11 protein-coding genes are annotated in these 13,576 nt (G+C 44.9%); all 11 read left to right on the forward strand.

Going from position 1 to position 13,576, the window contains the following annotated elements:
* Nucleotides 1-81: 81 nt before the first annotated feature.
* The 11 genes from G475_RS0111360 to G475_RS0111415 all read left to right on the forward strand — a co-directional run bounded on the left by G475_RS0111360 (nucleotide 82) and on the right by G475_RS0111415 (nucleotide 13,565).
* Complete coding sequence (locus tag G475_RS0111360; RefSeq protein ID WP_026701412.1) at nucleotides 82-795, forward strand: response regulator transcription factor; 714 nt, start codon at nucleotides 82-84, stop codon at nucleotides 793-795.
* Complete coding sequence (pnpS, locus tag G475_RS0111365) at nucleotides 792-2,543, forward strand: two-component system histidine kinase PnpS (RefSeq protein WP_026701413.1); 1,752 nt, start codon at nucleotides 792-794, stop codon at nucleotides 2,541-2,543. The genes G475_RS0111360 and pnpS overlap by 4 nt, the downstream gene beginning before the upstream one ends.
* 493 nt (nucleotides 2,544-3,036) lie before the next feature.
* Nucleotides 3,037-4,041 carry an FtsH protease activity modulator HflK gene (gene hflK / locus G475_RS24825; protein WP_051302428.1) on the forward strand — a complete coding sequence of 335 codons (1,005 nt, stop codon included), beginning with the start codon at nucleotides 3,037-3,039 and terminating at the stop codon, nucleotides 4,039-4,041.
* A complete protein-coding gene (hflC, locus tag G475_RS0111375) occupies nucleotides 4,034-4,975 on the forward strand; it encodes a protease modulator HflC (protein ID WP_026701414.1) in 942 nt (313 codons plus the stop codon). Before hflK ends, hflC begins: the two co-directional genes overlap by 8 nt.
* 111 nt (nucleotides 4,976-5,086) lie before the next feature.
* Nucleotides 5,087-7,708, forward strand: a complete 2,622-nt coding sequence (gene polA / locus G475_RS0111380; RefSeq protein WP_026701415.1) for a DNA polymerase I — start codon at nucleotides 5,087-5,089, stop codon at nucleotides 7,706-7,708.
* A 17-nt stretch (nucleotides 7,709-7,725) separates the two neighbouring features.
* Nucleotides 7,726-8,553 (forward strand): DNA-formamidopyrimidine glycosylase, encoded by an 828-nt coding sequence (mutM, locus tag G475_RS0111385; protein ID WP_026701416.1) that lies wholly within the window; start codon nucleotides 7,726-7,728, stop codon nucleotides 8,551-8,553.
* 69 nt (nucleotides 8,554-8,622) lie between these two features.
* Nucleotides 8,623-9,270, forward strand: coding sequence for a sporulation membrane protein YtaF (gene ytaF, locus G475_RS0111390; RefSeq protein WP_026701417.1), 648 nt, complete (start codon nucleotides 8,623-8,625; stop codon nucleotides 9,268-9,270).
* Nucleotides 9,271-9,300: 30 nt separating this feature from the next.
* Nucleotides 9,301-9,903, forward strand: coding sequence for a dephospho-CoA kinase (coaE, locus tag G475_RS0111395; RefSeq protein WP_026701418.1), 603 nt, complete (start codon nucleotides 9,301-9,303; stop codon nucleotides 9,901-9,903).
* A gap of 123 nt (nucleotides 9,904-10,026) precedes the next feature.
* A complete protein-coding gene (locus G475_RS0111400) occupies nucleotides 10,027-11,055 on the forward strand; it encodes a glyceraldehyde-3-phosphate dehydrogenase (protein WP_026701419.1) in 1,029 nt (342 codons plus the stop codon).
* A gap of 599 nt (nucleotides 11,056-11,654) precedes the next feature.
* Nucleotides 11,655-12,116 carry a transcriptional regulator NrdR gene (nrdR, locus tag G475_RS0111410; RefSeq protein ID WP_026701421.1) on the forward strand — a complete coding sequence of 154 codons (462 nt, stop codon included), beginning with the start codon at nucleotides 11,655-11,657 and terminating at the stop codon, nucleotides 12,114-12,116.
* A gap of 48 nt (nucleotides 12,117-12,164) precedes the next feature.
* Nucleotides 12,165-13,565 (forward strand): replication initiation and membrane attachment family protein, encoded by a 1,401-nt coding sequence (locus tag G475_RS0111415; protein ID WP_026701422.1) that lies wholly within the window; start codon nucleotides 12,165-12,167, stop codon nucleotides 13,563-13,565.
* Nucleotides 13,566-13,576: the final 11 nt, after the last annotated feature.

Raw genomic sequence — 13,576 nt, forward strand, 5'->3', positions numbered from 1 at the left:
AAACAAATAATAATGGGGATTGGAAGAAACCGTAATTTCAAAGGACAGGCAGAAGGGGAGCCTGGTCAGATGGAGGAAATTATGTCTCAAAAGTTGCTTGTTGTTGATGATGAAGAATCCATTGTCACGCTTATTTCCTATAATTTAGGGCAATCCGGGTATGAGGTGGATACCGCGATGGATGGCAGGACTGCCATAGAAAAAGTGAAAGGCACCTCCTACGATTTAATTATTCTTGATTTGATGCTTCCTGAAACAGATGGCCTGGAAGTCTGCCGGCAGATCCGTCAGGAAAAAATAAAAGTACCAATCTTAATGTTGACAGCCAAAGATGAAGAGTTTGATAAGGTACTGGGCCTGGAATTAGGCGCCGATGACTATATGACAAAACCCTTCAGCCCAAGAGAGTTGGTGGCGAGGGTTCGGGCCATTCTCCGACGGCTGGAGTATTCCCCGGAATCATCTCAGGATGAAACGGATCATGTAAAGATGATTATCGGTCATTTAACCATCTTTCCGGATAATTATGAAGTGTACGTGAACGATGAGCAGCTGGAGCTGACACCAAAAGAGTTTGAATTGCTGCTGTACTTATCGAACAATAAGGGCCGGGTTATGACAAGAGATCAGCTGCTGAATGCTGTCTGGAACTATGAGTTTGTAGGAGATACCAGGATTGTGGATGTGCATATCAGCCATTTGAGGGAAAAAATCGAGCCAAATACCAAAAAACCGGTTTACATTAAAACGGTGCGGGGGCTGGGTTACAAATTCGAGGAGCCTGCTCATTCATGATGAAATTCCGCACTCGGTTGATGTTTGGTCTGCTGGTGGTTATATTATTTGTCCTGGCTGCCCTGGGAGTGCTTGTAGGTCAGTTGTTAAAGGGATTTTATGTCGACCAGCTGGAAGAAAGACTTGGAAAAGAAGCATCTTTAGCCGCCCTTGCTATTGAAGATGTCGAGGAAGGTCAATGGCAGGAGTTCGCCGAGAGTATAGAGGAGCGGCTTGATGTCCGGGTTACCATCATGAACAGTGATGGTGAAGTACGGGCGGAGACTGCAGAGGATGCAGAGGAAATGCCGGATAATATTCCAGAAATTCAGGAAGCAGATGAAACGGGAGGCACTAACATACGATACAGTTCTGTCACAGAAGATGAATTATTATTTTATGCCTATCCCTTTGAACAGGCAGGCGAAGAAGGTTATCTGCGCCTGGCTATGCCTGTGGAACGTATGGGGGCTGTCAATCAGCAGATCTGGGTATTTATCGCTATCAGTTTTACTTTAGCATTTATTATTATTATGACGCTGAGCTACCGCATTGCAAATCAGCTGACAAGACCAATCGGGCAAGTGACTAATGTTGCGAATGAACTGGCCAAAGGGAATTTTAAAGCGAGAACCTATGTGGAAAGCAGAGACGAAGTCGGGCAATTGACCCGTTCTATTAATATCCTGGCTTACAACCTTGATCAAATAACCAGCCGCTATCAAACCCAGCAGGAAAGATTGGAAGCTTTAATCGACAACATGGGAAGCGGCCTGATTTTTATTAATGATCGTGGTGACATTACATTAATTAACCAATACTGCAAGGATATTTTTGATACGGATACGGATCAATGGCTTCATTTAATTTATCATGAAGTGATACAGGATTCCGATCTTATTAAGCTGATTCAGCAGATTTTTCTTACAGAGTCTAAAATAAGGAAACAGGTCCAGTTAAACTCCCGGCTGGAGGTTCATCATTATGACGTATACGGGGCCCCTATCGTTGGAGAAAAAGAACGGCTGCGGGGGATTGTCCTCGTTTTACACGATATTACAGAATTGAAGAAACTCGAACAGGTACGCAAAGATTTTGTTGCCAATGTTTCCCATGAATTAAAAACACCAGTTACATCGTTAAAAGGTTTTACTGAAACTCTCCTGGATGGAGCGATGGAAGATGAAAAAGCAAGAAAGCAGTTTCTCGATATCATATGGAAAGAGGGCGACCGCCTTCAGGATTTAATCAGTGATTTATTGGAACTCTCCCGGATTGAGCAGGAATTTTTTCAGCTAAATTGGCAGACTGTCGATGTAACGCGGGCTTTTCATGAGGTGTTGGAACTGTTGACTCCCAGTATGGAGGAGAAAGAGCTGACTCTTACCTCTCGACAAGAAGAGAATATTTATATGGATGGAGACACAGCAAGGGTAAAACAGATTATGATCAACTTGATGAATAATGCTATTGCCTATACTCCGGAAAACGGGTCCATCCATGCCGAAGTTAAAAAACAAGGGCATTATGTCGTATTGATTGTTGCAGATTCTGGAATCGGAATCAGCAAAGAGGAATGGCCAAGAATATTTGAGCGCTTTTACCGGGTGGATAAAGATCGGAGCAGAAATTCCGGCGGTACGGGACTGGGTCTTGCCATCGTGAAACATTTAGTAGAAGCCCACCAAGGCAGTATTGATGTGGAAAGTGAAAAGAATGCAGGGACCACATTCACCGTTTATTTTCCACTGGAAAGACAGGGAGAATAACATCCTTTACAAAAAATTAATATAGGCTAAATGATGGGTTTACGTCCGTCTACTACCCTTACAAATGAACGGTTTCTTCTATCAATAACAATTAATGTTTAAACATCCCTTCAACATTAATTGGATAGTCGAAACTACATCCCCTTTTGAAGAACGAAAGCCTCCCCTTGGCTTTCGTTCTTTTTGCTCGTAAAGAGAGAATCTAACTGCAGCCAGGCAGTTAAGAAGATATATCGTAAATGTAAGCTTGACGAACAATACAGCTTTTTTAATAGGAAGAAAAGATGTGAACATAATGCTGAGGAAGCAGTCCGGCTGAAAGCCGGTTTTTTCGTAATAAATATGTAAAAATGGGGTGGAAAGTATTACTTTTTGTAATATAATGAAACAGGTCCGTGTTTGTAAATTGTACGTTTGTTGTAAAAATGAGTCTGGAGGTGAAACATTTCAGACTGTTTGCCCGTAGATAAACGTAGAAAGAGGGGGACAAGCTGTGTTTAGTATCAAACAAATTATTTTAGGCTTTTTTTCATTGCTCGGGCTTATTATTCTCGTATTGTTTTTAGTCACAGGCTGGTACACCGTAGATGAATCAGAACAGGCAGCCTTGGTAACGTTTGGAGAAGTAGATGAGACTATTACGGATCCAGGCTTAAAGTTTAAACTGCCCTGGCCGGTTCAGAAAGCAGAAATTTTGCCTGTCTCCACCAACACAACGAGTGTGGGATATGATACAGCAGACGATGGGGAAGTGACAGAATACGAAGACGAAGCTAAGATGATCACCGGAGATGAAAACATATTATTTGTAGACCTGGTAGTGCAGTGGCGTATAACGAATCCAGAAGAATACTTATATAATGCCCACCAGCCGGATGATATTTTGTATCAGGCTTCATCAGCTTCCCTGCGCGGAGTTATCGGTAATTCAGAAGTGGATGATGTACTGACGGATCAGCGTGCGGAAATTGAAGGAACGGTACTGGAATCGTTGACAGAGCTGGTAGAACGGTATGAAATTGGGATTACCGTACTGGACGTAAAGCTTCAGGACGTTGAACTGCCAACCGAAGAAGTCAGACAGGCTTTTACTGCTGTCACGGATGCGCGGGAAGAACGTCTTACGAAGATAAATCAGGCGAACAAGTACCGGAACCAGGAAATGAATGAAGCAGAAGGGGAAGAAGATGCCATAGTTTCCAGAGCAGAAGGGGAGCGGGCCGAACGGATAGAAGATGCCCGAGGGGAAACGTCCCGGTTCAACGCATTGTATGAAGAATACATAAATGATCCGGAAGTGACAAGACAGCGTCTTGTTCTTGAAACGCTTGAAGATGTGCTTCCAAATTCGGAATTGTATATTATCGACAGTCAGCAGGAAACGGTCAATTATCTTCCCATACGTCCGTTAAACAAAGAAAGCGGGGAGCCGGCAGTACAGCCGGAAGACATTGAGCCGGATGATGGTGCCGCACAAGGAGGGGATTCGAATGGCTGATGATAATAATGTGTTTAATATGAAGGAAAATAGACGCTCTCCGGAATCCTGGTCAAAATGGATTCGAACTGGCATTATTATTGTTCTTTTGCTGTTTCTCCTGATCATCGGCATCATGAACATATTTATCGTGAAACAGGATGAATATAAGGTAATTACCCAATTCGGTGAAGTGGTACGCATTGCCGAAGACCCAGGGTTGAATGCAAAGGTCCCTTTTATTCAGCAGGTATCATCGATACCAAAGTATCAAATGAATTATGATATCACATCCGCTGAGATCAACACGCTTGATAAAAAGCGGGTGCTTGTTGATAATTATGTCGTCTGGAGTATTGATGACCCACAGGCAATGATTGCCAACGCCCGCACCGTGGAGAATGCAGAATCGATCATGGCCAATTTTATTAATTCGGTCATTCGTTCCCAGCTTGGGCAGATGAACTTTGAACAGATCATCAACGAAGAAGATGATTCCGCCCGCGGGGATGTAAATGAGATGGTGGGGGAACGTGTGAATGAACTACTGGCAGCGGATAATTACGGTATTTCAGTTACCGATGTCCGGATGAAGCGCACGGATCTGCCCGAAGATAACGAAGAAGCGGTCTATCAACGGATGATTTCGGAACGGGAATCCACCGCCCAGGAATATTTGTCGGAGGGGGATGCCGAAGCAAACCGGATCCGGGCCAATACCGACCGTGAAGTTCAGGAGCTGATTTCGAGTGCAGAGGCCGATGCCGAAGAGATTATTGGCGAAGGGGAAGCAGAAGCAGCAGAAATCTATAACGACGCTTTCAGCCGGGACCCGGAATTTTATGAATTGTACAAGACCCTGCAGACCTATGAAACAACGGTGGATGAGGAAACAGTGATCGTACTGCCGTCCGATTCCCCCTATGCCCGTATTTTAATGGGATATGTAGATTAACGAGAGAGAAAGCAGCCTTTCCGATGGCTGCTTTTTCTATTCCTGAAGAAGCTGTGGTAAAATAGGAATGGATGACAGAGCGGAAGAAATAATAAAAGAGGTGTTTTCTCTGTGGACAAGTTAGTATTAATTGATGGAAACAGTATCGCTTACCGCGCTTTTTTTGCGCTGCCGCTGTTAAACAACGATAAAGGTGTATATACCAATGCGGTGTATGGATTTACGACGATGCTTTTAAAAATACTGGAGGAAGAAGAACCAAGCCATATGCTGGTGGCTTTTGATGCGGGGAAAACGACATTCCGGCATAATACGTACGGAGAATATAAGTCCGGGCGCCAGAAAACGCCGTCAGAACTATCGGAGCAGCTGCCGGTTATCCGGGAAATGCTGGATGCTTTTGAGATTTCCTATACAGAACTTACGAACTACGAAGCTGATGATATTATCGGAACCCTTTCCAGACAGGCAGAAGAGAAAGGCTGGGATGTAAAAATATTCAGCGGGGATAAAGACCTGCTGCAGCTTGTATCCGATAAAACAACGGTGGCTTTAACGAAGAAAGGAATTACCAATGTCGAGACCTATGACAAACAAGCCATTGCAGAAAGGTATGGGTTTGAGCCGCAGCGGATTGTAGATATGAAAGGGCTGATGGGGGACAGCTCGGATAATATCCCTGGTGTTCCCGGAATTGGGGAGAAAACAGCGTTAAAGCTGCTTAGAGAATATGGAAGCATCGAGCAGGTGTTGGAATCGATTGAACATATTACTGGAAAGAAAATGAAAGAAAGACTGCAGGACAATAAAGAGCAGGCGCTCATGAGTAAAGACCTTGCCATTATTTTTCGGGAAACACCGCTAGAGGTAAAGCTTACAGAGCTGCAGCGCGGGGAGTACGATACCAAGAAAGTGATCGATCTGTTTAAGGAACTCGAATTTCAAACCCTGCTTGCTAAATTTGATTATGAAGAAGAAGAGCAGGACCTGGAAGACCTCGTTTTTGAAAAGGTAGAAGAAGTCAAGGAAGAGATGCTCGTATCGCCGTCCGCCCTTGTGGTGGAAGTGCCGGCTGAGAATTATCACAATGCAGAAATATGGGGAATCGCTGTAGTCAACAGCACGGGCAGATATTTTATTCCCATAGAAACAGCCCTGGAATCAAGGGTTTTCAAAAACTGGGCAGGAAATCCAGCTGAAGAGAAGTATATGGTAGATACAAAGCGCGGGGTCGTCGCCCTTGGCTGGAAAGGAATTGATCTGACCGGAGTCACCCATGATATGCTGATTGCTTCCTATTTAATTGATCCGTCTGTATCGTCGCACAACGTGGCGGATATTGCAGCCAGAAAGCATAAAAATATTGTGAACAGTGATGATGCGGTTTATGGGAAAGGGGCAAAACGAAGCAAGCCGGAAGAAGGCGCTTTGGCTCAGCATCTAGTCCGCAAAGCGGAAGCGATTTTTTCGTTAAAAGAAACGCTGGAGGAAGAACTGAAAGCCAACGAACAGTATGAGCTGTTTGCCAACCTGGAAATGCCGCTTTCTCTTGTATTGGGGAATATGGAGACCAATGGGGTTCAGGTCGATAAAAAACAGCTTGAAAATATGGGAGAAGAACTGGACACTAAGCTGGCCGGCCTTGAAAAAGACATTCATGCTTTGGCAGGGACCGAATTTAATATTAATTCCCCGAAGCAGCTGGGCCCGATCCTTTTTGAAAAGCTGCAGCTGCCAGTGATTAAAAAAACAAAAACCGGCTATTCCACTTCTGCTGATGTTCTTGAGAAATTGGGAGACCAGCATGAAATAATTCCAAAACTCCTCCATTACAGACAGGTCTCCAAACTGAAATCAACCTACATTGAGGGGCTCCTGAAAGTGATCCATTCAGAAACAAACAAGATTCACACCATATTCAATCAAGCGATCACCCAAACCGGGCGGCTTAGCTCAACCGAACCAAACCTGCAGAATATCCCGATACGTTTGGAGGAAGGAAGAAAAATCCGTAAGGCATTTGTCCCTTCCGAACAAGGGTGGAGTATTCTGGCAGCGGATTATTCCCAGATCGAACTTCGGGTTCTGGCTCATATTGCCGGGGATCAAGGTCTACTGCAAGCATTCCAAAATGATATGGATATCCATACGAAGACCGCAATGGATGTGTTTGGAGCAGCAGAAAACGAAATAACCTCCAATATGAGAAGAAGTGCCAAAGCGGTTAACTTCGGGATTGTCTATGGTATTTCAGACTACGGGTTGTCCCAGAGCCTGGGAATTACACGAAAAGAGGCTCAGGAATTTATAGACAGCTATCTGGCGAGCTATCCCAATGTAAAAGATTATATGGATCATATTAAAAAGGAAGCAAGAGAAAATGGATATGTAACCACTCTTTTACACCGACGCCGCTACCTGCCTGAAATCACGAGCCGTAATTTCAATACCCGCTCATTTGCCGAGAGAACAGCCATGAATACGCCGATTCAGGGCACGGCGGCAGATATTATTAAAAAAGCAATGGTAGAGGTGAGTGAAGCTTTGGACAGCCGCCGCCTGAAGAGCCGTCTGCTGCTTCAGGTGCACGATGAATTAATTTTTGAAGTGCCGCCGGAAGAGATGGATACGATGAAGGAACTTGTACCGGATATCATGGAGCAGACAATGAAACTCGACGCCCCAATTAAAGCCGACGTTTCTTATGGAGAAACATGGTATGATGCAAAGTAATAAGGAGAGGAAAAGACATGCCGGAGCTGCCGGAAGTAGAAACGGTCAGACGAACGCTGGAGAACCTGGTGTCAGAAAAAACCATCCGGGAAGTTGAAGTAAGCTGGCCGAAAATGATAAAGAAACCAGATGACAGCAGTGCTTTCCGAGTGCAGCTGGGCGGTCAGACTATTCATGGAATCGGACGCCGCGGGAAATTCTTAACCTTTCAACTGGATGATTATGTTCTGGTTTCCCATTTGCGTATGGAAGGGAAATATCAGATGGCAGAGGAAGATCCGCCGGATAAGCATACCCATGTACGATTTTATTTTGCAGATGGAACAGAACTCCGTTACAAAGATGTGCGTAAGTTCGGCACTATGCATTTGTTTAATAAGGGAGAGGAAGAGAGGGAACTCCCGCTTGTACAGTTAGGCCCGGAACCTTACGAGGATCCGGCCTTTACAGGCACGTATTTACAGCGTATATGTAAAAAAACGAGCCGGGACATTAAAACAGTGTTGCTGGATCAACGGGCTGTGGCCGGGCTGGGAAACATTTACGTAGATGAGGCATTATTTCATGCCGGAATTAGACCGGATGCTAAGGCGGCTTCCTTATCCAAAAATAGGATTTATCGACTGCGAACCTGTGTTACTGATACGATAGAACGCGCAGTGGCCAGAGGCGGCAGTTCCGTCAGGTCTTACGTGAATGGAAATGGAGACATGGGATACTTTCAGCTTGAACTATATGTTTATGGAAGAAACAAAGAAGCATGCCATATCTGTGGAACCCCGATAGAGAAATGCATCACAGCCGGACGAGGGACGCACTACTGTCCCCAATGCCAGCGCAGGTAACATAATAATGAACAAAGAGAGAGCTCCTGCCATATAGTAACGTAGAAAATTGCAGGGAGGAGCTCTCCTATGACGGCATTTTTTTCATTATGTGTATTGGCTTTTGCAGTAAGTGTGGACAGTTTTGGAGCAGGCTTATCCTATGGGTTGAGAAGGCTGCGCCTTCCGTTTTATTCTCTGATATGCATCAGTCTTTGTTCTTCTGTTTCCGTACTGGCTGGGGGAGTAGCAGCAGAACTGTTAAAACAGTATATTCCAACGGCCGTTACGGAAGCCGTAGGTGGCTTTATCTTAATTTTAATCGGCCTGTGGGCCATTATACAAGTGTTGAAAGATTCTCCTTCCAGGGAACATACAGACGGGGAGAGAAAAAAAACCGATAGCAGCGGAAAGAAACAAGGAATCTGGAAGCAGTTTCTATCCATTTTGAAAGAGCCGGATGAAGCAGATTGGGACCGGTCTGGAACGATAAGCGCAAAAGAAGCGGTGTTTCTTGGCGCCGCCCTCTCTCTCGATGCTTTTGGAGCCGGAATGGGATCGGCATTGCTTGGATTTTCCTCGTTCAGTTTGGCGGCGGCTGTCGGATTGATGTGTGCATTGTTCCTCTCGGGTGGAATGAAAGGTGGACGAAAGCTGGCCGGCACAAAGTTTATGCAAAAGTGTTCCTTTTTACCAGGACTTTTACTTATTGGATTGGGAATCTGGAATCTGCAGTAACGAAAGCAGTGCAATAAAAGGAGGAAAACGATGATTATCGGGCTGACGGGAGGCATCGCGAGTGGAAAAAGTTTTATTTCCGAAGAATTAAAGAAACGGGGCTTTCCCGTGATTGAAGCGGATGAAGCAGCCAGGGAAGTGGTAGAACCGGGAGAACAGGCTTATGAACAAGTCGTCGAACAATTTGGAACGGACGTTCTGGAAGTAGACGGAACGTTGGCCAGAAAAAAACTGGGAAAGGTGATCTTTGCCGATGATTCAAAGCGGCAGATATTAAATCAAATCATGCATCCGGCCATCCGTCAGCGGATGCTGCAGAAGAAAACCACTTTGGAAGATGAGGGGGAGAAGGTCATCGTATTCGATCTTCCCCTATTGATAGAAAATAATCTTCAATTTATGGTAGATAAAGTATTGCTCGTCTATGTAGAAGAAACGGAACAAAAAAAGCGATTGATAAAACGGGATCAGGCTGGGGAAGAGGATGCGGAGCAGCGTCTGGCTTCGCAGCTTCCGATGTCGGAAAAACAAGCCTATGCGGATGCTGTTATCGATAATAACGGGACCCGGCCGCAGTCCCTGCAGCAGTTAGAGGAAATTTTAAAACGCTGGAATATCCAGAGCCCTTCCTAATCGAAGGGCCTTTTTTTATTTATTTTCCAAAAGATATAGTACGATTTCACATTAATGTGATATACTAATTTTAAATATAGTTGTTAATTAGTATGACACATTAAGCGAGGAAGGATGTGCTGTATGAAACCTAGAGTAGCAGTTAACGGATTTGGCCGCATTGGACGGATGGTTTTCCGGAAAGCAGTTATGGATGAGTCCCTGGATGTAGCAGCAGTCAACGCCAGCTATCCGCCGGAAACCCTGGCTCATTTACTAAAATTTGATTCGACACACGGTGTGTTTGATGCAGATATAGAAACCGAAGAAAAGGCGCTGTGGGTGAATGGAAAGCGGATATTGATTGTGAATGACCGGCGTCCGGAAAAACTTCCGTGGGGAGACCTTGACATAGATATTGTTGTGGAAGCTACGGGGAAATTTAAATCGAAAAAAGAAGCCGGCCGTCATATAACAGCAGGGGCGGAAAAGGTGGTTATTACAGCGCCTGGTAAAGAAGAAGATGTCACGATTGTAATGGGAGTAAATGAATCTGATTATGTTCCGGAGCATCACCACGTGATTTCTAATTCTTCCTGTACGACCAATTGTCTGGCTCCCGTAGTAAAAGTGCTGGACCGTTCATTTGGGATTCAAAGCGGCTTAATGACAACCGTTCATTCTTATACGAATGATCAGATGAATATTGATAACCCCCACAAAGATTTAAGACGGGCAAGATCATGCGGTCAGTCGATTATTCCGACATCTACTGGAGCGGCCAAGTCCATTGCAAAACTGCTGCCCCGTCTGGAGGGAAAAATGAACGGCATGGCCCTTCGGGTTCCCACGCCAAATGTGTCCCTTGTAGATCTTGTGGTTGAGGTGGAGAAGGACATCACAGAAGAAGAAGTCAACCACAGCTTTGAAGAAGCGGCACGGGCAGATATGAATGGCATTTTGTCCTACAGCCGTGATCCGCTCGTATCGGTGGATTACAATGGAAATTCACACTCTTCCATTATTGACGGTCTATCGACGATGGTAGTAAATGAAAGACAAGTGAAGGTTATCGCCTGGTATGATAATGAATGGGCGTATTCCTGCCGGGTCGTTGACCTTGTTCATTATGTCGGCAGTTTCCTTAAAAAAACATCTATGGTCAGTGCCTGACAAAAGAAAAGAATTTCTCCTGACTTCTGTTCCGTGCAATGGTTATTGGAATATGAAGCAGGTATGCTTCATATGATAGGCCGGAGCGGAAATCCTCCGCCTGCAGCCTCCGGGAGTTTGTGAGATCAAGCAGCAGTTGTGGAGGATACGAACCAGCGGAGTGAAGCTCTTAGGGTCTTCCAACTTAGCTTTTGACCCCAATAGCAAAGGGAGAAAAAGAAGAACCAGCCTCCAAACGCTTTTGGCGGTAGCGAAAAGCAAAAAAGGAAAGCGCAGTCTCCTCCATCCCAAGTGGAGACCACTGGAACAAAATAATTCCACGTAGCTGTCCTCCAATTTCCCAGCATGTCTTCCGCCAGAACGGCCTATTGTTCTGGCGGATTTGGAAAGAATAAACAGAAAACTTCTGTCGCAGTGAATGCGCTGTAAAAGTAATAAAAAAAGGGCGGATCTTGGGTGCTTTTCCAAGATCCGTTTTTCTTATTGCTGGGAGCACCTCTGCTTCATCTTTCCAATGTGCTTTTTTTAATGGTATGATAGAACATATGAATGAACGAAGCCGGACACTGTTGAGTGTTCGTATAGTGGAGATGATAGATATGCAATGTCCCGCCTGCCATTCCAACGGCACAAGGGTTCTGGATTCCAGGCCAAGCAATGAGGGTAAGTCGATCCGCCGCCGCAGGGAATGTGACGCTTGTCATTATCGGTTTACCACCTTTGAAATTGTGGAAGAACTCCCCCTTATTGTCGTTAAGAAAGAAGGGACAAGAGAAGAATTCAGCCGGGAAAAAATACTACGTGGTTTAATTCGGGCATGTGAGAAAAGGCCGGTGGCCCTGGAAACGTTAGAAGATATTGTAAACGATGTGGAGCAGCAGCTGCGCAGTGAAGGAAAGTCGGAAATAAAAAGTGAAGAAGTTGGAGAACTTGTAATGGAGCGGCTGGCTAAAGTAGACGATGTTGCTTATGTGCGTTTTGCTTCGGTATACCGTCAGTTTAAAGATATTAATGTATTCATTAATGAATTAAAAGACCTTATCAGTAAAGACGAGGAATAATAATAAAAGGTGTACGAGCTCCTAAACGATCAAAGAAGGGAGGCAGCTATGATTATGCACTGGACTGAACTTCTGCCGATAGATCGATTTATAGTGCGGACAGCTGATCATATAGGAGAACGAGAGCATAAGACCCTGCAGCTCTTATACCAGCCGCTGATAGGCACCATTGCTGTTTCTCTTTTCACCATGCTATGGAGCAAGTTAGAACAGGATTGTTTTACTAGTGGGGAGTCCGTTCATCATGAGTTGATGGCTATGTTGAATATGCCGCTGGATGAAATTTTTGAAGCGAGACGGAGTTTGGAAGGGATTGGGCTTCTGCGGACATTCCAACGGAAAGAAGATTCATCTGCCTTGTTTGTATATGAATTGCAGCCGCCGATGACTCCGGCCCAGTTTTTTCAAAATGACGTCCTCAGTGTTTTTTTGTTTAATAAATTGGGGAAAAACCGGTATATTGAACTCCGCCGTCGATTTATGATGGAAGCGGTGGATCAAAGAGCCTATACGGAAGTGACCGCCGCTTTTAATGAAGTCTACGCTTCCCTGCACCATTCGGAGATGGTCTCTGCTGTTCCTGTAGTGGAGGAAGAAAAAAGCTATCAAGGTCAAGTGCATCAGGGGGAACTTCCATTCCAAGAAGAAGAGTTTGATTTTGAACTGCTGAAAGCTGATCTTCCAGTATTTATTGATGGGGATAAACTGTTGGATGAAACGGCAAAAGCAGTGATTCAGCGGATGGCTTTTGTGTATCGTCTTGAACCGCTGCAAATCAGCCGGATGGTGCAGCGTTCCCTCGATGATGAAGAGAGGCTTGATGAACAGGAGCTCCGCCGGCAGGTGCAGGAGTGGTACCGGAACGAATATGGCAATACACCGCCGGCTCTTGGAAAACGGACTCAGCCTGATAAACACCGTACTATGAAAAATAAGGAGCCGTCTACGGATAACGAACAAATGATTGCTTTTTGTGAACAAACATCACCGTTGACCTTTCTAGAAACAATTGCAGACGGGGCAAAAGTTCCTGAAGCAGATGTAAAGCTGGTCGAATCACTCATGTTTGATTATCAGCTTCAACCCGGTGTGGTCAATGTGTTGATTGACTATGTCATGAGAATGAATAATATGAAACTAAATCAAAATTTTGTCCAGAAAATTGCCGGACAATGGGCACGCAAACAAATCTCGACGGTGAAGGATGCCATGCAGCTGGCCAAATGGGAGTACCAGCAGCGGAAAAATCGGGAAACGGCTTCCTCACCTCAAAGTTCTGGAAATCCTTCCCGGCCGTATGTCAGAAAGGACAAGCTTCCGAAATGGCTCGAACAGGACAAAAAACAGAAAAACGAGGACCCGGGACCAAAAGAAGACGAAAAGCTTAATCAGGAAAAACAACAGTTTGAGGAAATGCTTAGGCTGCGGAGAAGCAGTCGGCAAAATTGAGGTGACCTACT

Origin of the sequence: Salibacterium aidingense DSM 18341 (genome assembly GCF_000429685.1) — a bacterium.
GTDB classification, from domain to species: Bacteria; Bacillota; Bacilli; order Bacillales; family Marinococcaceae; genus Salibacterium; species Salibacterium aidingense.

Bases quoted from the DNA above. Each gene is read 5' to 3' on its own strand.
- G475_RS0111360 (WP_026701412.1), top strand. From the start codon at position 82: ATGTCTCAAAAGTTGCTTGTTGTTGATGATGAAGAATCCATTGTCACG.
- pnpS (WP_026701413.1), top strand. From the start codon at position 792: ATGATGAAATTCCGCACTCGGTTGATGTTTGGTCTGCTGGTGGTTATA.
- hflC (WP_026701414.1), top strand. From the start codon at position 4,034: ATGGCTGATGATAATAATGTGTTTAATATGAAGGAAAATAGACGCTCT.
- mutM (WP_026701416.1), top strand. From the start codon at position 7,726: ATGCCGGAGCTGCCGGAAGTAGAAACGGTCAGACGAACGCTGGAGAAC.
- ytaF (WP_026701417.1), top strand. From the start codon at position 8,623: ATGACGGCATTTTTTTCATTATGTGTATTGGCTTTTGCAGTAAGTGTG.
- coaE (WP_026701418.1), top strand. From the start codon at position 9,301: ATGATTATCGGGCTGACGGGAGGCATCGCGAGTGGAAAAAGTTTTATT.
- G475_RS0111400 (WP_026701419.1), top strand. From the start codon at position 10,027: ATGAAACCTAGAGTAGCAGTTAACGGATTTGGCCGCATTGGACGGATG.
- nrdR (WP_026701421.1), top strand. From the start codon at position 11,655: ATGCAATGTCCCGCCTGCCATTCCAACGGCACAAGGGTTCTGGATTCC.
- G475_RS0111415 (WP_026701422.1), top strand. From the start codon at position 12,165: ATGATTATGCACTGGACTGAACTTCTGCCGATAGATCGATTTATAGTG.